Source organism: Saccharothrix xinjiangensis, from assembly GCF_039527585.1.
Taxonomy (GTDB): domain Bacteria; phylum Actinomycetota; class Actinomycetes; order Mycobacteriales; family Pseudonocardiaceae; genus Actinosynnema; species Actinosynnema xinjiangensis.
Genome location: NZ_BAAAKE010000017.1, coordinates 61,175 through 79,935, shown reverse-complemented (window position 1 = coordinate 79,935; position 18,761 = coordinate 61,175). Strand labels below are relative to the sequence as shown.

At 73.8% G+C, this 18,761-nt stretch carries 13 protein-coding genes; 11 read left to right on the top strand and 2 right to left on the bottom strand.

Annotation, left to right across the window (positions count from 1 at the left end; genetic code table 11):
* On the bottom strand, positions 1-921 hold the full coding sequence (locus ABD223_RS28120) for a 3-oxoacyl-ACP synthase III family protein (RefSeq protein ID WP_344039582.1): 921 nt from the start codon (positions 919-921) through the stop codon (positions 1-3).
* A gap of 529 nt (positions 922-1,450) precedes the next feature.
* On the opposite strand from ABD223_RS28120, the gene ABD223_RS28115 reads away from it, so the two are divergent.
* From ABD223_RS28115 to ABD223_RS28090, 6 genes are all read left to right on the top strand, one after another.
* Positions 1,451-3,148 carry a hypothetical protein gene (locus ABD223_RS28115; protein ID WP_344039581.1) on the top strand — a complete coding sequence of 566 codons (1,698 nt, stop codon included), beginning with the start codon at positions 1,451-1,453 and terminating at the stop codon, positions 3,146-3,148.
* A gap of 171 nt (positions 3,149-3,319) precedes the next feature.
* Positions 3,320-3,871, top strand: coding sequence for an EF-hand domain-containing protein (locus ABD223_RS28110; protein ID WP_344039580.1), 552 nt, complete (start codon positions 3,320-3,322; stop codon positions 3,869-3,871).
* A gap of 241 nt (positions 3,872-4,112) precedes the next feature.
* On the top strand, positions 4,113-5,003 hold the full coding sequence (locus ABD223_RS28105) for a trypsin-like serine peptidase (protein WP_344039579.1): 891 nt from the start codon (positions 4,113-4,115) through the stop codon (positions 5,001-5,003).
* Positions 5,004-5,233: 230 nt separating this feature from the next.
* Positions 5,234-6,778: a polyprenol phosphomannose-dependent alpha 1,6 mannosyltransferase MptB gene (gene mptB, locus ABD223_RS28100; RefSeq protein ID WP_344039578.1), complete on the top strand. Its 1,545-nt coding sequence runs from the start codon at positions 5,234-5,236 to the stop codon at positions 6,776-6,778.
* On the top strand, positions 6,771-8,255 hold the full coding sequence (lnt, locus tag ABD223_RS28095) for an apolipoprotein N-acyltransferase (protein WP_344039577.1): 1,485 nt from the start codon (positions 6,771-6,773) through the stop codon (positions 8,253-8,255). Before mptB ends, lnt begins: the two co-directional genes overlap by 8 nt.
* A 78-nt stretch (positions 8,256-8,333) precedes the next feature.
* The gene (locus ABD223_RS28090) at positions 8,334-10,040 is read left to right on the top strand and encodes a glycoside hydrolase family 13 protein (protein ID WP_344039576.1); all 1,707 of its coding nucleotides are present in this window, start codon (positions 8,334-8,336) and stop codon (positions 10,038-10,040) included.
* 10 nt (positions 10,041-10,050) lie between these two features.
* Here ABD223_RS28090 and ABD223_RS28085 read toward each other — a convergent pair whose 3' ends face one another.
* The gene (locus ABD223_RS28085) at positions 10,051-11,079 is read right to left on the bottom strand and encodes a LacI family DNA-binding transcriptional regulator (protein ID WP_344039575.1); all 1,029 of its coding nucleotides are present in this window, start codon (positions 11,077-11,079) and stop codon (positions 10,051-10,053) included.
* Between the two features lie 174 nt (positions 11,080-11,253).
* Between ABD223_RS28085 and ABD223_RS28080 the strand changes: the two genes are divergently transcribed.
* The 5 genes from ABD223_RS28080 to ABD223_RS28060 are packed head-to-tail and all read left to right on the top strand — an operon-like array spanning position 11,254 to position 18,734.
* Entirely contained in the window at positions 11,254-12,882 is a 1,629-nt protein-coding gene (locus tag ABD223_RS28080) for a glycoside hydrolase family 13 protein (RefSeq protein ID WP_344039670.1), read from the top strand.
* Positions 12,883-12,902: 20 nt separating this feature from the next.
* Positions 12,903-14,300, top strand: coding sequence for an ABC transporter substrate-binding protein (locus ABD223_RS28075; RefSeq protein ID WP_344039574.1), 1,398 nt, complete (start codon positions 12,903-12,905; stop codon positions 14,298-14,300).
* A gap of 3 nt (positions 14,301-14,303) precedes the next feature.
* A complete protein-coding gene (locus ABD223_RS28070) occupies positions 14,304-15,260 on the top strand; it encodes a carbohydrate ABC transporter permease (protein ID WP_344039573.1) in 957 nt (318 codons plus the stop codon).
* Positions 15,257-16,117, top strand: a complete 861-nt coding sequence (locus tag ABD223_RS28065; protein ID WP_344039572.1) for a carbohydrate ABC transporter permease — start codon at positions 15,257-15,259, stop codon at positions 16,115-16,117. Before ABD223_RS28070 ends, ABD223_RS28065 begins: the two co-directional genes overlap by 4 nt.
* A 46-nt stretch (positions 16,118-16,163) precedes the next feature.
* Complete coding sequence (locus ABD223_RS28060; protein WP_344039571.1) at positions 16,164-18,734, top strand: CBM35 domain-containing protein; 2,571 nt, start codon at positions 16,164-16,166, stop codon at positions 18,732-18,734.
* Positions 18,735-18,761 lie beyond the last annotated feature (27 nt).

Sequence of the window (18,761 nt, the reverse complement as noted above, 5' to 3'; positions counted from 1 at the left end):
TCACCCTTCGTGGCGGAGGACCATGGCGGCGTACGTCGCGCCGAGCCCCACGGCGGTGAACAGGTAGTGGCCGCCGGTCCTCAACCTGCCGAGGTCGCGGAGCCGGCAGTAGTTCAGGAACGGGTCGGAGCAGTAGCAGTGGCCGTACTCGGCCACGTTGTCGAGGAACACGGCGGCCGGGTCGACCCCGAGCAGCTCGATGACCTTCTTCCACGACGAGGTGTTCACGTTGTGGGGCACGACCAGCTCGACGTCGGCGAGGGTGATCCCGGCCGCGGCCAGCGCCGACCGGGCGGTGTCCGCCAGCCGGCCCGCGTACCCGGCGCCGAACTCCTGGACGCCCCGGGCGTCCAGCCGGATGCCGTCCGCGTACCGGCCGTCGGTGCGCGAGGAGTAGGACAGGACCCGGTCGCCCGCGCCGGAGAGGCCGACCAGGCAGGCCGCCGACGCCTCGCCCATGATCGTGGTGTTCTCGATCAGCTGCGCCATCGGCGAGAACGCCTTCTCCCCGGTGACCACGAGCGCGAGCGCGCCCGGGTCGCCGGTCGCGGCGAGCAGCTCGCCGCAGGTGTCCAGGGCGGCCAGGCCGCCGGCGCAGTTCTGCTGGGTGAGCGCGAACGCGTTGGCCCGGCGCAGGCCCAGCCTGGCGGCCAGCGCGCTCGCGACGTCGAACCCGGCGGGCGCGACGTCCTGGATGGTGTGCGCGTAGACCAGGTAGCGCACCCGGTCCGGGTCGGCGAGCCCCGCGACCAGGCGGGCCGCCGGCGTCGCGACGAGGTCCAGCACGGGCAGGTCCGGGTCGAGGCGCAGGCGGTCGAGCCCGTGCACGCGCCGGAACAGCTTGACCTTGGGGCGGCTCAGCCCCAGCCGGGGCGCGACCTCGTCGATCGAGGACACGGGTTCCGGCGTGAACGCCGTCATGGCCCCGATCGTGAGTCCTGCGGCCACCATGCCCGCACCCCTTCCGGCCGGCCGAAAAACGCGAATCACGACGTGAACGGTGAACCGACTCGTGCGGACAGCGTTTCCGCAAGTCGGTTGGTAGTGGGAATCGGTCCATTCGGGGTCTCGTTCTGGGAGCGCTCCCGAAACATTTCGGACCTGTTCGCCGGGGGTTTCCCGGAGGCGGCGACCGCCCTGCGAAGAGAATCACCGGGCAGTGGCGCTGACAACGGCCCGACGTTGGCATAAAATTACCAGCTCCAACTGGACACCTCCTCTGAGCTGCGGCGATGATCCCTGTTCCGGTATCGGCTTCGTACGGGGCGGTGAATGGGTCAACGCGGTTGGCCCGATCGGTGCCTGTGTGCGAACGCCGACGTGCCTATACCTTCTGCCGGAAATAACTGGTCCCAGGAACCGTCGGGCACGAGGAGGATCAGTGGCCGTCCCGAAGTTGGCGGAAACCGCGTCGGTTCGTTTTGGCGGGTTACGCGCGGTAGAGGGTCCGATGACCCTCGGTCAGCTCAACATCCACAAGTGGCTCAGCCGCTCGGGCGCCGTCGCCTACGGCATGCAGTTCCGGCGCGTGCGGCCCGGCCCCGGCGTCGGCGTGGCCGACTTCGCCGAGGCGCTGTCCGTGCTGCTGACCCGGCACGAGGGGCTGCGGACCCACTACCTCCCCGACCGCCGGCAGCGGGTCGTCGACTCGGGCGAGCTGCCCCTGCGCGTGCTGGAGGTCGACGACACCGACCCGGCGGACCTGGACCGGGTCCTGGACGACGCGGTGAACGCGCTGCCGTACGACCCGGCGACGGACCTCCCGGTGAGCGCCGCGGTCGCGGTCGCGGACGGCCGGGTGCTCGCGGGCGTCCTGAGGTGCTCGCACCTGGCGGCGGACCACAAGGCGATGGTGGTCCTCGGCGCCGAGGTCGAGGAGATGCTCGCCGACCCCGCGGCCCGCGTCGTCGGCCCGCCGCGGCACCAGCCGGTCGACCAGGCGGAGGCCGAGCAGCGCCCGTCGATGCGCAGGCGCGCCGAAGCTTCCCTGCGCTACTGGGGTGACCGGCTCCGCCGGATGCCGCCCAACCCGCTGGCGTGCCCGTCGAGTCGCGGCCCGGGCGAGTCGGGCTTGGGGGAGCCGGGCGCAGGGGGACCCGGCGCGGCGGCGCCCGGCCCGGGGGAGTCGTGCGCGGCGGAGATGGTGTCGCACGCCGGCGCGGCGGCCCTGGCGCGGATCGAGGCGCGCACGTCGCTCGACCGGTCCACCATCGTCCTGGCGGCGGTCCTGGCGGTGCTGTCGGAGCGGACCGGCTACTCGACCCACACCTTCTGCGCCCTGTCCAACAACCGGTTCTTCGACCGCAGGCTGACCGATTACGTCGGCACGCTCGCCATCTCCAACCTCGTCGAGGTCGACTGCCTGCGGGCGACGTTCGACGAGCTGGGCGAGCGGGTGCGGGCGGGCATGGTGCGGGCCTCGATGAACGCGCTCTACAACGCCTACGACCTCCACGCGATCGCGGAACGCGTGGAGCACGAGCGCGGGGTCGCGTTCAACTACTTCCCCCCGATCTTCAACAACGCCGCCAACTACTTCCGCTCCCGCCCGGCGGGCGACGGCGGTCCCGCCGCCACTCCGCCGACCGAGTTCACCTGGCGGCCGATGGAGTCCACGCCCGCCCCGCTGCGCTTCGACCTCTGGCGGATCGACGAGGTGCTCGTGCTGGACGGCTGGACCGGGGACGCCGACCGCATCGGGCGGGCCGAGGTCGAGGCGGTGCTGCTCGCGGTGGAACGCCTCCTGGTGGCCGCCGCCGACCACGACCTGGACGGGCCCCTGATGAGCGCCGCCATCGACCTGCCCCCGGTGCCGCGCGGCGAGGGCTGGCTGTTCGTCGACTCCTGCTGGGTTCGGCTCGCGGAAGCCCAGCAGCTGCTCGACGACGTCTTCGGCCCGGGGCGCGCCCGGCTCTTCGGCGAGGTCGGTGGCAGGCCGCTGGTCGCCTACGTCGAGGCCACCGAGGCGGTCGGCACGCCGGAGGAGGCGCACGCCCGGTGCCTGTCCCGCCTGTCCGCCCACCCGACCGCGATGGCGCCGCGCCACTACGTGCTGTGCGAGGGCGCCGCGACCGACCCCGACGAGCCGTCCTCGTGGCAGCGGCGACGCGTGGTCGGCCGGGGTTCCGGTCGCCTCGCCGGGGGATGACCACTCAAAAGTCCACAATGGATACCGGTCGAACAGGCGGGAATCGCTTTCCTGGCCCCTTATTCGCCTGGTCGGGGCATCGTAGGATCCGGAGCTGTGCGCGTCGCCCGCGACTCGCGCCACCAGCGTCGCCGACGTCGTGTCGGCTCCTCACGGATCGAGGTGGGCCCGATGGCGCAGGACACCACGGAGAACAAGTTCAGCATCCTCTTCGACTGGTTCGACCACACCGACGACGACCTGCTCACCCGCGAGGACTTCGAGCGGATGGCGGAGCTGTTCACCGCGTTGCCGCGCCCGGACGACGAGGAGAACAAGGCCGCCATGCGCGACGCGTTCACCGGGTGGTGGGAACTCCTGCTCGACGCGGGGGTCGCGGACGACGGCCGGGTGGGGCGGCAGGAGTTCATCGAGGTCATGCGGTCCAGCGTGACCTCGCCGGAGAACTTCGAGCGGGTGGTGCTGTCCATCATCGACGCGCTCATGCGGGCGCTGGACACCGACGGCAGCGGCGCCATCGAACTCGACGAGTACGTGCGGATGTACGACTCCCTGGGCATCAACCCGTCCACCTCCTCCGCCGCCTTCCGGCGGCTCGACCGCAACGGCAGCGGCAGCATCAGCCACGCCGAGTTCCGCACGGCCATCGAGGAGTTCTACCTGAGCACGGACGCGGACGCGCCCGGCAACTGGTTGCTCGGCTCGCCGCTGCGGGCCGACTGACCGGTCCGGGCGGCTGACCGGTCCGGGCTGCCGAACCGGGCCGGGCCGTTGAACCGCGCAAGGCCGTTGAACCGGGCTGCCGAACCGCGCCGGGCCGCCGGGCCACGCCGCGCCGCGCCGCCGAACCGCGCCGTCAACGCGAAAATTTCTCACCCGTTCGCCGGAGACGATCGGGCGTTGCGCTGAGTAACTTCCACAGCACGGTCCCTGCCTCTGATCGACCCACGAAAGGTGGAAGATCATGAACCGTGCCGGAAAACGACTGTCAACCCTGCTGAGCGCGCTGGCGCTGTCCCTGGTCGCCGTGCCCGCGGTGCAAGCCGCGACGCCCGGGACCTACTGGACCCCGGAGCGGATGCGCGCCGCCGTCCCGCTCGACGTGCGCACCGCGGACGCCTCGGCGCTGCGCGTCACCGTCCCGGCGGGCGAGCCGGCCTCCGTCGCGCCCACGGCCCTGCCCAACGGGGGCAGCGCGTGGACCGGCGGCGGCTCGGTCGTGTCGACCACGGGCCGCGTGTTCTTCACCTACCAGGGTCGCAACGCCTCGTGCAGCGGCGGCGCCGTCACCAGCGGCAACAAGAGCACGGTCATCACGGCCGGCCACTGCGTCAAGCTCGACGGCGCGTACCACACCAACGTCGCCTTCGTCCCGGCCTACGACAACGGGAACGCCCCGTACGGCACGTGGAACGCCCGGCGCACCCTGGCCACCCCGCAGTGGGACGCGACCGAGGACATCAACTACGACATCGGCGCGATCGTCGTCGGGCAGCTGAACGGCCAGTCCCTCACCGACGTGGTCGGTGCGCAGGGCATCGCGTTCAACCAGTCGCGCGCGGCCGACATGTACGCCTTCGGCTACCCCGCCGCCGCGCCCTACGACGGCACCAGGCTCGTCTACTGCAGCGGGCGGACGTTCAACGCCTTCCTCAGCAACGGCATCGGCATGACGTGCAACATGACCGGCGGCGCCAGCGGCGGTCCCTGGTTCCGGTCGTTCTCCGAGGCCACCGGCGCCGGCACGGTCAACTCCGTGAACAGCTACAAGATCAACATCATTCCGACCTGGATGTTCGGCCCGTACTTCGGCGCCGACGCCCAGAACCTCTACGACCAGGCTCAAGCGGCCTGATCGCCACAGCCGGCCCACTCGGGCGGGGCGCGCGGTGACGCGCCCCGCCCGGATCGGGGCCGGCGGCAGGTATCGGCAGCAGGTGACGACCCCGGGTCCTCCTCCGGTCGTACGCGACATCCGACCGCAGTGCGATCCGGGATGACGCGCGAGCGACCAAGATCGCACCGTCACCAGTTCACCGTGCGCACCACCTCCGGTTCACGCGCACCGCGTCGCCCGGAGGACGGATGTCGCTCTCGACGGCGGGCCGACCCGCGCCCGTCGCAGGTCCCCGGCCCCCCGACCGCCCGAGCGGGTCGCCCGGCGCCCGGTCGCACGACCGGCTCCGCTGGACCGGCTTCGGCGGCGTCCTCCTGCTCACCGGGGCCGCCTGGGCAGGGGTGTCGTCGTCGCCGTCGTCCGCCGCGGCCACGCTGTCGCTCGCGGCCGGGGTCACCGGGGTCGGGCTGCTGGTGCTGTCGTGGGCGCTGCTCGGTCGCGTCCTCGCCACCGGCCCCGCCCGGCCGTCCGCGCGCGGGCTGACGCGGACGCTGGCGCTCTGGTGCGCCCCGCTGCTGGTCGCGCCGCCCCTGTTCAGCGGCGACGTCTTCAGCTACCTCGCGCAGGGCGAGGTCGCGGCACGCGGGCTCGACCCCAACGCCGTCGGTCCGGCGCAGGGGCTGGGCGCGGCGTCGGAGGTCGTCGGGCGCGTGGGGGAGCACTGGCGGGACACGCCGTCGCCCTACGGCCCGGTGTTCGGCGCGGTCGAGCGGCTGGTCGCGCAGGTGTCGGCGGGCGACCCGGTGACGGGCGTCCTCCTGCACCGCCTGACCGGGGTCCTGGGGCTGGTCCTGGTCGTGTGGGCGGTTCCCCGGCTGGCCGCCGCCGCGGGCGCGTCGCGGCGCGGCGCGCTCTGGCTCGGCGTGCTCAACCCGCTGGTGCCCTGGCACCTGGTGGCCGGCGCGCACAACGACTCCCTGATGCTGGGGCTGATGCTCGCCGGCACGGCCATCGCGCTGGACGCGCTGGGGACGCCGGGAACGCGAGGCGCACGGGTCGAGTGGTGGCCCTTGGCGCTCGGCGTGGTGCTCATCGCCCTGGGCGCCCAGGTGAAGCTGCCCGCCCTGGTCGCCTTGGCGGTGGTCGGCACCGCGCTCGCGCGCCGGCGTGGCGGCCGGCCCGGGGACTTCCTCCTGGCGGGTCTCGGCATGGTCGCCGCCTTCGCGGTGGTGTCCGTCGCGGTCTCGTCCGCGACCGGCCTGGGGTTCGGCTGGGTGGGCGCGCTGGGCACGTCGGGGCGGGTGAGCAGCTGGCTGGCCCCGACGAACTGGTTCGGCTTCCTGGTCGGGGGAGCGGGTTCGGCGTTCGGCGCGCCCCTCGCGCCGGCGGCGATGGTGATCGGCAAGGTCGTCGGCGCCGCGCTGGTGGTGTGCGGGATCGGGGTGGTGCTGCGCCGGCAGCTCGGCGGGCGGGTCGACGGGGTCACGGCGCTGGGCCTGGCGCTGGGCCTGGTCGTCGCCTTCGGCCCGGTGGTGCAGCCCTGGTACCTGCTGTGGGCGGTGGCGCCCCTCGCCGCGACCCGGCTGCCGGCGCGGGCGCGGACCGGGCTGGGCGCGCTCGTCGCGGTCTTCGCCGTGCTCGTGCCCCCGTTGGCGGGCGACTTCACCGGTCGCGTCGGCCAGCTCGTCCTCGGCTACGCGGTCGCGGCGCTGCTGGTCGGGATGGCGTTCCCGCTGCTGCGCGAGGACCGCGCGCCGGCGTACGTCCGCCGGGCCGGCGCCGCGCGTGCCTGACCTCCGGCGCCACGCCGCCGCCGCGTCGGCCGGGGCGCTGCTCCACGTGGCGTTCCCGCCCCGCGAGTCCTGGTGGGCGGCGGTCGTCGCGTTCGCCGTGCTGTGGTTCGCGCTGGACGGCGCCCGCGCCCGCCGCGCGGCGCTGCTGGGCCTCCTGTTCGGCCTGGGGTTCTTCCTGCCCCACCTGGTGTGGGTCGACGACTTCCTGGGGCGCGACTTCGGGCCCGCGCCGTGGCTCGCGCTGTCCGCGCTGATGGCCCTGTTCACGGCCGCCGCGTGCGCGCTGGTGCCGCTCGTGGTGCGGCTGCCCGCCGCACCGGTGTGGGCGGCGCTGCTGTTCGTGCTCCAGGAGTCGGCGCGCAGCAGGGTGCCCTTCAACGGTTTCCCGTGGGGCCGCGTGGCGTTCGGGCAGGTCGAGGGGCCTTACCTGCCGCTCGCGGCGATCGGCGGCGCGCCGCTGGTGACGTTCGCGGTCGTGGCGACGGGGTTCGGCGCGGCGGCCTGGGCGGTCCGGCCGCGCGACCCCCGGCGGGCCTGGCCGGTGCTCCCGCTGGCGGCGGCGCTGGCCGTCGCGCCGCTCGTCGGCGTCGACGCGCGGGCCGGGTCGCTCACCGTCGCCGTGGTGCAGGGCAACGCGCCGGACGCGGGCCTGGGGCTGCTCGGCCGGCGCGAGGTGTTGCGCCGCAACCACCTGCGCGTCACGGCCGAGCTGGCGGACGCGGTCCGCGCGGGCGAGGTGCCCGCGCCCGACCTCGTGGTGTGGCCGGAGAGCGCGACCTCCACCGGCGACCGCGACCCGGTGCTGGACCGGGCCGTGGCGGACCTGGGCGTGCCCACCCTGGTGGGCGCGCTGCGCCGGGTCGGCGGCGAGGAGGAGAACGCGGTCGTCGCGTGGGACCCGCGCACCGGCGCGGGCGAGTCGTACGCGAAGCAGGAGCTGGTGCCGTTCGCCGAGCACATCCCGCTGCGTCCGCTGGCCCGCCTGGTCACCCCGTTCGCCGACGCGCCCGACCTGCGCGCCGGCGCCGAACCGGGCGTCCTGGACGTCGCGGGCGCGAGGGTGGGCGTGGGCATCTGCTACGAGGTGGCCTACGACGCGGTGCTGCGCGACAGCGCCGCCCGCGGCGCGGAGCTGCTCGTGGTGCCGACGAACAACGCCTGGTACGGACGCGGTGAGATGACCCACCAGCAGCTCGCCATGGTCAGGTTGCGCGCGGTCGAGCACGGCCGCGCCGCGGTCGTGGCGGCCCTCAGCGGCGTGAGCGCGGTGGTGCGGCCCGACGGCGGCGTGGCGCGCTCCTCGGAGCTGTTCACCGAGGACGTGCTCGTGGAGACCGTGCCGCTGCGGACGGGCGTCACCGTCGCGACCAGGTGGGGCGGCGCCCTGGAAGCCCTGTTCGCGCTCGCCGCGCTCACCGCGTGCGCGGTCGGCTTGGCGCGCCGGAAGTCCGAGCCCTCGTTCGCCCCCATCCGTTGACGCCGTCGAGGCGGGCGCACTACCGTCGCGACGGTATAGCGCTAAACCTGGCGTGGTCGGCGGTGGAGGGCGGGCACGGTGGCGGACGGGCAGTGGTGGCGGGACGCGGTGATCTACCAGGTCCACCCGCGCAGCTTCGCCGACTCGAACGGCGACGGGGTTGGCGACCTGAACGGCGTGCGGTCCCGCCTGCCCCACCTGCGCGACCTCGGGGTGGACGCGGTGTGGCTGTCCCCGTTCTACGTCAGCCCGCAGGCCGACGGGGGCTACGACGTGGCCGACTACCGCGCCGTCGACCCGCTCTTCGGCACGCCGGCCGACGCCGAGGCGCTGATCGCCGACGCGCACGCGCTGGGCCTGCGGGTCCTGGTGGACCTGGTGCCCAACCACTCCTCCGACCGGCACGACTGGTTCCGGCGGGCCCCGGCGGGAGGTCCGGGCTCGCCCGCCCGCGACCGCTACCACTTCCGCCCGGGTCGCGGCGCGCGCGGCGAGCTGCCGCCCAACGACTGGCACTCGCTGTTCGGCGGCCCCGCCTGGACGCGCGCGGCCGACCCGGACGGCTCGCCCGGCGACTGGTACCTGCACCTGTTCGCACCGGAGCAACCGGACTTCAACTGGGCGAACCCCGAGGTCGCGGAGGAGTTCCGCGCGATCCTGCGCTTCTGGCCGGTCCGCGGGGTGGACGGGTTCCGGGTCGACGTCGCCCACGGCCTGGTCAAGGCCGAGGGCCTGCCCGACCACGGCCGGTCGGCCCGGCTGCTGGACCTGACCAGCACCCCGTTCTGGGACCAGGACGGCGTGCACGAGGTCTACCGCGACTGGCGGCGGCTCCTCGACTCCTACCCCGGCGAGCGGATCGGCGTGGCCGAGGCGTGGGGCCGGACCCCGGTCCGCACCGCCAACTACGTCCGCCCCGACGAACTGCACCAGGCGTTCAACTTCCACCACCTCACCTGCTCCTGGGAACCGGCCGCCCTCCGCGCCGTGGTCGACGACTCGCTCGCGGCGATGCGCGCGGTCGGCGCGCCCGCCACGTGGTTGCTGTCCAACCACGACGTGGTCAGGCACGCCACCAGGCTCGCACCGGGGGCCGACCGCGCCAGGGCCGCGACCCTGCTGATGCTCGCCCTGCCCGGTTCGGCCTACCTCTACCAGGGGGAGGAGCTGGGCCTGCCCGAGGTGGTTGACCTGCCCGACGCGAGCAGGCGGGACCCGGCGTTCCGGCGCACCGGCGGCCGGGACGGCCACCGCGACGGCTGCCGGGTGCCCCTGCCGTGGCACGGCGACCGCCCGCCCTACGGCTTCGGCCCGGCGGGCGGCCCGAGCCGGCTGCCGCAACCGGACGACTGGGCCGAGCTGTCCGCCGCCGCCCAGGACGGCGTGCCCGGCTCGACCCTGGAGCTGTACCGGGCGGCCCTGGCGCCGCGCCGCGCCCACCCCGCCCTCGGCGGAGGTGACGACCTGGTCTGGCTGCCCGGGGACGACGCCGTGCTCGCCTTCGAGCGCGGGGCGGGTGACGAGGTGCTCCGGTGCGCGGCGAACGCGGGCGGCCACCCGGTGGAGGTGGAGGTGGGGCCGGCCGGGGAGCTGCTGCTGTCCAGCGCGCCCGTGGACCACGACGGCGCGCACGTGGTGCTGCCGCCGGACACCGCGATCTGGTGGATCCCGGCCCGTGCCCCGAGGGCAGCCCCGGCCTCTGCCCCGGCCCCGGCCTCTACCCCGATGGCCGCCCAGACCCCGACCCGGTCCTCGACCTCGGCCCTCGGTCCGCCCCCGCCCTGACCGGCCTCCCTCAACCCACCCCACCCGGCGGGGCCGTCGAATCGCGCTCCACCAGGTGCACGTCGAGCACGAGGGGCGAGCCGGGGCGCCGCCCGCCGCCCGCGACGTCCAGCAGCCGGTCGACGGCGCTGGTCGCCTTGCCCACGATGTCCTGCGCGACCGTGGTGAGCTTGGGCGTGACGTAGGCGCTGAGGTCGATGTCGTCGAAGCCCACCACGGACACCCCGGCCGGCACGGGCACGCCCGCCCCGGCCAGGCCCTCGATGATGCCGATCGCCAGTATGTCGGCCGTGGCGAACACCGCGGTCGCGCCCGGGTGGTCGGCGAGCAGGCGCCGGCCGAGGGCGACGCCCTCCTCGTGCGTGGTGTTGACCGCCTCGACCGCACCGTCCTCACAGGACATGTCGAAATCCTCGAACGCCCGGCGGAAACCCAGGAACCGCTCGTGGACGACGCCGACGTCGGTGAAACCGGGTCCGGCGAACACGATCCGCCGGTGCCCCAGCCCGAGGAGGTGGGCCGTCGCCAGGCGCGCGCCGGTGAAGTCGTCGGAACGCACGCCCGTGGTGAGGGGGTTGGTCGAGTAGCTGTCTATGGTCACCAGTGGGATCGAGCCGGCCACGGCGGGGCCCAGGCGGTCGACCTCCTCGTCGAGGAAGCCGAGCAGCACGGCGCCGTCGAGGCTCCAGGACCGCAGCGCCTCGGTGACCTCCGCGGTGTCGGAGATGCCGCGCAGCAGCAGGTGGTAGCCGCGCCTGCGCAGCCGGCGCTCGATCTGCCCGAAGATCGCGGTGTTGTGCGGGCTGATGGCGAGGCTGTCCTCGTCCGCGGCGGGCACCAGCAGGCCGATCAGGCGGGAGGTCCGCGCGGCGAGGCTGCGGGCCGACGCGCTGGGCACGTAGCCGCGCGCGGCGACGATGCGGCGCACCCGTTCGACGGTGTCGGCGGAGACCCGGGCGTGCCTGCCGTTGATCACGTTGGAGACGGTCATGATGCTGACGCCGGCTTCCTCGGCGATGTCCTTCAGGGTTACCCGCACCGGATCGTTCCCCTCTCTGGTCGTGCGCCAGCGTAGGAGGATTGGTCGTCCCCCTCGTTGACACGCCTGCGGCGACCGGGCTAGTGTCCCACACCACAGATATAGCGCTAAACCGCATCTGATCAGCGTAGATCGGTCTCTTCGTCGTGCGTTGATGCCGAAGTGAGGGGTGGGATCGTGAGTACGGGGCAGCCGGCGGCGGATGGGCAGTGGTGGCGGGGCGCGGTGATCTACCAGGTCTACCCGCGCAGCTTCGCCGACTCGAACGGCGACGGGACCGGCGACCTCAACGGCGTGCGCGACCGCCTGCCCCACCTGCGGGACCTCGGCGTGGACGCCATCTGGTTCACCCCCTGGTACGCCTCGCCGCTGGCGGACGGCGGCTACGACGTCGCCGACTACCGGGCCATCGACCCGGCGTTCGGCACGCTGGCCGACGCCGAGGCGCTGATCGCCGAGGCCGCCGCGCTGGGCATCCGCACCATCGTGGACGTGGTGCCCAACCACGTCTCCGACCAGCACTCCTGGTTCAAGGCCGCGCTCGCGGCCGGGCCCGGCTCGCCGGAGCGGGAGCGGTTCTGGTTCCGCGAGGGCCGCGGCGAGCACGGCGAATTGCCGCCGACGGACTGGGTGTCGAGCTTCGCGGGCGGCACGTGGACCCGCGTCCCGGACGGCCAGTGGTACCTGCACCTGTTCGCGCCCGAGCAGCCCGACCTGAACTGGAACCACCCCGACGTGCGGCGCGAGCACGAGGACGTGCTGCGGTTCTGGTTCGACCGCGGCGTGGCGGGCATCCGGGTCGACTCGGCGTCCATGCCGGTCAAGGACCCGGCGCTGCCCGAGGTCCCGGAGACCTACGAGGCGGGCGGGCACCCGTTCATCGACCGCGACGAGCTGCACGACATCTACCGCGCCTGGCGCGCGGTCGCCGACTCCTACGCCGAGCCCCGGGTGCTGGTCGGCGAGATCTGGCTGGACGACCGGCAGCGCTTCGCCCGCTACCTGCGCCCGGACGAGATGCACTCGGCGTTCAACTTCGACTTCATGGGCCGCCCGTGGGACGCCAAGGAGCTGCGCGAGTCCATCCAGTCCACGCTGGACGCCCACGCCCCGGTCGGCGCGCCGCCCACCTGGGTGCTGTCCAACCACGACGTGACCCGCCCGGTCACCCGGTACGGCCGCCAGGACAGCGCGTTCAGCTTCGCGGCCAAGCGGTTCGGCACGCCGACCGACCTGGCGCTGGGTGAGCGGCGGGCCCGCGCCGCGGCGCTGCTGACGGCCGCGCTGCCCGGCGCGCTGTACGTCTACCAGGGCGACGAGCTGGGCCTGCCCGAGGTGGAGGACCTGCCGCCGGAGGCGTTGCGGGACCCCATGCACTTCCGCTCCGGCGGCGTCGACCCGGGTCGCGACGGCTGCCGCGTGCCGCTGCCGTGGACCCGCTCCGGACCCACGTTCGGGTTCGGCCCGGACGAGGCGGGCGCCCCCGCCTGGCTGCCGCAGCCGGCCGCCGGGTGGGGCGAGCGCTCGGTCGAGGCGCAGGAGCGGGACCCGGGTTCCGTGCTCGCGCTCTACCGCGCCGCCCTGGCCCTGCGCCGGTCCGAACCCGGGCTGCGCGGCGAGTCCTTCGCCTGGCTCGACCGCACCGAGGACGTCATCGCGTTCACCCGCGGCGACGTGGTGTGCGCGGTCAACCTGGGCTCCGCGCCCGTGCCCCTGCCCGACCACCGCGAGGTGCTGCTCGCCAGCGCCGACCTCGACGGCGCCCACCTGCCCGCCGACGCCGCCGCCTGGCTGCGCCGCTGATCCACCACTGGAGCAGAACGATGAAGTTCACCGCCGCCACGCCGGCTCCCGCCGGGGGAGTCCGCCGCAGGGTCGCCGCCGCCGCGCTGGTCCTGCCGCTCGCGCTGTCCGCCTGCGGCTCCGATGGGCGGGACGAAGTGGGCGCCGACGGCAAGGTCCTCCTCCGGGTCGCCGTGGACGCCGGGCTGGAGAAGGGCGCGGTCGAGGCGTTCGACGCCCGCGTCGCGCAGTTCGAGGCCGCCAACCCGGACGTCGACGTGGAGAGCCAGGAGTACACCTGGACCGCCGCCTCGTTCACCGCCCAGCTCGCCGGCGGCACGATCCCCGACGTGTTCACCGTGCCGTTCACCGACGGCCGCGGCCTGATCGAGCGCCGGCAGGTCGCGGACATCGGCGACCAGATCTCGGAGCTGCCCTACGCCGGCGCGCTCAACCCGAACGTCGCCAAGGCGGGCCAGGCCGCGGACGGCAGGCAGTGGGCCGTGCCGATCGCCGCCTACGGGCAGGCGCTGCACTACAACCGCACCCTGTTCGCCCAGGCCGGGCTCGACCCCGACCGGCCGCCGACGACGTGGGCCGAGGTGCGGTCCGCGGCCAAGCGGATCGCCGAGCGCACCGGCCAGGCCGGCTACGCCCAGATGACCTCCGGCAACACCGGCGGCTGGGTCCTCACCACGCTCGACTACGCCTTCGGCGGCCGCATCGAGAAGATCGACGGCGACCGGGCCGAGGCCACCGTCGACACCCCGGAGCTGGCCGAGGTGCTGACCACCCTGCGCGCCATGCGCTGGGAGGACGACAGCATGGGCGCGAACTTCCTGTACGACTGGGCGGGCATCAACCAGGACTTCGCCGCGGGCCGCATCGGCATGTACGTCTCCGGCGGCGGCAACTACGGCAACCTGGTCACCCAGAACGGCCTCAAGCCCGAGGACTACGGCGTGGCCGCGCTGCCGCTGGCCGACACGCCCGAGGCCGGCGTGCTGGGCGGCGGCACCCTGGCCGTGGTCAGCCCGAAGGTCGGCGACCGCGGCAAGGACGCCGCGGTGGAGTGGATCGACTTCTACTACATGGGCAAGCTGACCGACCAGGGGGCCGCGGTCGCCGACGCCAAGACCCTGGCCGAGACCGGGCAACCGGTCGGCGCGCCCGCCCTGCCGGTGCTCGACCGCGCCACCTACGACCGGGCCCGGGAGTGGACCCGGGAGTACGTGAACGTGCCGCTGGCGCAGATGACCCCCTACACGTCGAAGATGTTCGACCAGCCGCTGCTCACCGAGCCCACCCGGTCGACGCAGGACGTCTACAAGATCCTCGACCGGACCGTGCAGGCCCTGCTGACCGACCCCGCCGTCGACGTGCCCGGTCTGCTGGCCGAGGCCGACGCCGAGGTCCAGGCCCGGATCGACCGGGGCTGAGCCGTGGCCGTGCAGTCCCCGACCCGCGCGGCGGCGGCCGGCCCGCCGCCCGCGCCGCGCCGCCGCCGCAACCCCGCCACGTGGGTCCGGCGTGGCGGCCTGAGCACCCTGGTGTTCCTGCTGCCGCTGCTGCTGGTGTTCGGCGCGTTCTCCTGGGCGCCGATCGCGCAGGCGGTGGTGATGAGCTTCCAGCGCACCAACCTCGTCGGCCCCGCCGAGTTCGTCGGCCTGGACAACTTCGCCCACGTGCTGTCGGACCCGCTGCTGTGGACGGCGTTGGAGAACACCCTGTGGTTCGCGTTGCCGGCACTGCTGTTCGGCTACCCGCTGCCGCTGGTCGCGGCCGTGCTGATCAGCGAGGTCCGCGAGCGCCGCGGCCTGTTCAGCGCGCTGGCCTACCTGCCGGTGGTGGTGCCGCCCGTGGTGGCGGTGCTGCTGTGGAAGTTCTTCTACGACGCGAGCCCGACCGGCGTGTTCAACACCGTCCTCGGCTGGGTCGGCCTCGGGCCGTGGCAGTGGTTGCAGGACCCCGGCTCGGCCATGCCCGCGCTGGTGCTGGAGGCCACCTGGGCGGCGGCGGGCGGCACGGTCATCATCTACCTGGCCGCCCTGGCCGGTGTGCCCGCCGACCTGTACGAGGCCGCCGAGATCGACGGCTCCGGCATCTGGCGCAAGGTGTGGCACGTGACGCTGCCCAGGCTGCGCGGCGTGCTGATCACCACCTTCATCCTCCAGGTCATCGGCACCGCCCAGGTCTTCCTGGAACCGTTCCTGTTCACCGGCGGCGGACCGGCGAACTCCACCACCACGCTGCTGCTGCTCATCTACGACTACGCCTTCGCCAACAGCCTCGGCGGCGACTACGGCGCGGCCACCGCGTTGAGCACCATGCTCGCCGCCGCGCTCGCCCTGTTCTCCGTCGCCTACTTCCGGCTGACCAAGTCCTGGAGCACCTCGTGAGCCGCGGCCTGATCTCGCCCTCGGAGTGGGCCACCCCCACCACCCGCCGGGTGCTGCGCGGCGCGCAGGCGCTGCTGCTGGGCGGCCTGCTGCTGGCCGGTCTCGGACCGGTGCTGTGGCTGGCCAAGGCCGCGGTCACGCCCACCCAGGACACGTTGCGCACGCCGCTGTCGGTGTTCCCGAACGGCCTCGACCTGGCGAACCTCGCCACCGCGTGGACCAGGGTCGAGATCGACGAGCACTTCTCCAACACCGTGGCCCTGGCCGCCGGCTCGTGGCTGGTGCAGCTCGTCGTGGCGACCACGGCCGGGTACGCGCTGGCGGTGCTGCGGCCCCGCTACGGCGGCCTGGTCACCGGCGTGGTGCTGGGGACGCTGTTCGTGCCCTCGATCGTGCTGCTCGTGCCGCTGTACCTGACCGTGGTCGACACCGGCATGATCAACACCTTCTGGGCGGTGTGGCTGCCGTCCGGGGCCGGCGCGTTCAACGTCGTGCTCGTGCAGCGGTTCTTCGCGGGCCTGCCGCGCGAGGTGTTCGAGGCGGCCCGGGTCGACGGCGCGGGCCCGTTCCGGATCTTCTGGTCGGTGGTGCTGCCGCTGTCGCGGCCGATCATCGGCGTGGTGTCGGTGTTCGCCGTGGTGGCCGGCTGGAAGGACTTCCTCTGGCCCCTGCTGGTGCTGCCCGACCCGGCGGTGCAGCCGCTGTCCGTGCGCCTGCCCGCGCTCCAGCGCTACGTGGAACTGGACGTGTTCCTCGCCGCGCTGGCCATCTCGACGGTCATCCCCGTCGCCCTGTTCCTGGTGTTCCAACGCCTGTTCCTGCGAGGCGGCGCGCTGGAGGGCGCGGTCAAGGGGTGAACCCCGGCCCGACGGCGGGCCTTCCCTGCGAGGAGAGACAACAACGATGTTGAGCCGAAGCACGCCCAAAACCGGCCTGGCGGTGCTCGCCACGGTCCTGATGACCGCGGGGTTGATCACCCTGTGGAGTTCCGCAGCACCGGCGGCGCCGGTCACCCTGGAAGCGGAGTCGGCCGCGTTGGCCGGTGGCGCGCGGGTGGAGACCGAGCACGCGGGCCACACCGGCTCCGGCTACGTCGGTGGCTTCACCGACGCCAACCGGGGCACGGCCGGGGTCACCTTCACCACCAGCGGCACGACCGCCGGCCAGAACGACCTCACCCTGCGCTACGCCAACGGGACGGGTTCCGCGCGGACCCTCACGTTGTCGGTGAACGGCAGTGCGCGTCAGCTGTCCTTGCCTGTCACGGCGGGGTGGGGGTCGTGGGGTGTGACGACCGCGTCGGTGGCGCTCAACGCGGGTGTGAACACGATCGCGGTGTCCTACGGCTCGGGTGACAACGGCAACGTCAACCTCGACCACCTCAAGCTCACCACGACAGCGACGACGACCACCACCGCCACCACCACCAACCCGCCGAACCCGTCGGGGACCTACGAGCTGGAGACCGGCTTCGTCGCGGGCGCCACCACCGGCTCCGGCGCGGTGGACCTGCCGACCACCGGGGCCCGCGTCATCCGCGCGGTCAACCAGACCGCCGCCGGCACCGCCACGGTGACGTTGCGCTACACCAACACCGCGCCCACGGCGCGCACCGTCACCGCGTACGCCAACGGCGTCAAGCGGCAGCGGCTGTCCCTCGCCGCGGGCAGCGGGCGGACGACGACCCACACCCTCGACCTCCGCACCGGCCTGAACCTGGTCGGCTACCAGGTCGACGCGGGCGACAGCGGCGGCGTGCGGCTGGACGCCATCGCCGTGACCGGCACCGCCGGGCTGGCCGCGCGCGGCGCCACCGTCCCCTACACCACCTACGAGGCGGAGAGCGGCGCCACCAACGGCACCAGGCTCGCGCCGAGCCGCAGGTACACGACCGAGGCGGCCGAGGCGTCCGGGCGCAGCGCCGTCCGGCTCACCGGCGCCGGCCAACACGTGGAGGTCACCCTCACCAGGCCGGCCAACGCGATCACCGTCCGCGCGAGCCTGCCCGACAGCCCGGACGGCGTCGGGACCTCGGCGACGCTGGCCGTCCACGCCAACGGGACCAAGGTCCGCGACCTGGCGCTGACCTCGAAGTACGCCTGGGTGTACGGCGACTACCCGTTCGCCGCCGGACCGGGTGGGAAGCGCCCGCACCGGTTCTTCGACGACGCCCGGGTCCTGTTGGACCGGACCTACCCGGCGGGCACCGCGCTGCGGCTGGCCAAGGACACCGACGCCACCGCCCACATCACCGTCGACCTCGTCGAGGCCGAGGTGGCCGACGCCCCGCTCGCGAAGCCCGCGGGGTACGTCGACATCACCGCGCACGGGGCCGGGCCGGGTGACGGACGGGACGACACCGCGGCCGTCCGGGCGGCGATCTCCGCCGCGAAGGCCGGTGCGGTCAAGGGCGTGTGGCTCCCGGCCGGCACGTTCGCGGTGACCTCGCTCATCACCTTCAACGGCGTGGACGTGCGCGGCGCGGGCATCTGGCACACGGTGCTCCAGGGCGCGAACCGGCGAGGCGGGTTCTACGTCGACGGCGGCGGCGCCACGTTGGCGGACTTCACCTTCGACGGTGACGTGACCACGCGCGACCCCGACGGCGCGCCCAACTCCGACGCCTTCCTGGAGGGCGAGTTCGGCAGCGGGTCGACGATCTTCAACGTCGCCGTCAACCACACCAAGGTGGGCCTGTGGATCAAGGGCGCCAACGGCCTCTACGCCTCGGGCCTGCGCATCCGCAACACCACGGCGGACGGCGTGAACGTCAACGGCGAGACCACCAACGTCCGGGTCGACCAGAGCGCCCTGCGCAACACGGGCGACGACGCGCTGGCGATCTGGTCGTGGGAGAACGCCGGCACCGTCCGCGGGAGCGTGTTCGCGTTCAACACCGTGGCGCTGCCGGTCCTGGCCAACGGCGCGGCGATCTACGGCGGCGACGACAACCGCGTCGAGGACAGCTTGATCAGCGACACCGTGTTCAACGGCAGCGGCGTCATGGTGTCCACGTGGCACGCGTCGAAGCCGTTCGGCGGCACCACGGTCGTCCAGCGCAACACCCTCACCCGCACCGGCTCCCACAACTGGGACTGGAACACCCACACCGGGGCGGTCTGGCTGTTCGCCGAGCGCGCCGACATCACCGGCGCGGTCGTGCTGCGCGACCTCCGGCTCGACGACAGCTCCTACCACGGGCTGCTGCTGAGCCGGCAGAAGGCGATCAGCGACCTGACCGTGGGCGACGTGCGGATCACCGGCACGGGCGGTGCGGCCGACGCCTTCACCGACGACAACGGCAACCAGGTCTCCAACGCCGGCTCGAACGGCATGCACTTCGACCGGGTGACCGGCTCCGGGCGGTTCGACGGCGTGGCCGTCTCCGGGGTGAAGGGCTCGGGCAGCCAGGCGGTGGTCGACGTCGGCAACGCGTTCACCGTCCACCGGGGCACGGGGAACTCGGGCTGGTGAGCACCGGTGCGCGGCCCCGAGCACCCG

Coding starts and splice junctions, on each gene's coding strand:
- ABD223_RS28120 (WP_344039582.1), bottom strand. CDS start 921: ATGACGGCGTTCACGCCGGAACCCGTGTCCTCGATCGACGAGGTCGCG.
- ABD223_RS28115 (WP_344039581.1), top strand. CDS start 1,451: ATGACCCTCGGTCAGCTCAACATCCACAAGTGGCTCAGCCGCTCGGGC.
- ABD223_RS28110 (WP_344039580.1), top strand. CDS start 3,320: ATGGCGCAGGACACCACGGAGAACAAGTTCAGCATCCTCTTCGACTGG.
- ABD223_RS28105 (WP_344039579.1), top strand. CDS start 4,113: ATGAACCGTGCCGGAAAACGACTGTCAACCCTGCTGAGCGCGCTGGCG.
- mptB (WP_344039578.1), top strand. CDS start 5,234: ATGTCGCTCTCGACGGCGGGCCGACCCGCGCCCGTCGCAGGTCCCCGG.
- ABD223_RS28075 (WP_344039574.1), top strand. CDS start 12,903: ATGAAGTTCACCGCCGCCACGCCGGCTCCCGCCGGGGGAGTCCGCCGC.
- ABD223_RS28060 (WP_344039571.1), top strand. CDS start 16,164: ATGTTGAGCCGAAGCACGCCCAAAACCGGCCTGGCGGTGCTCGCCACG.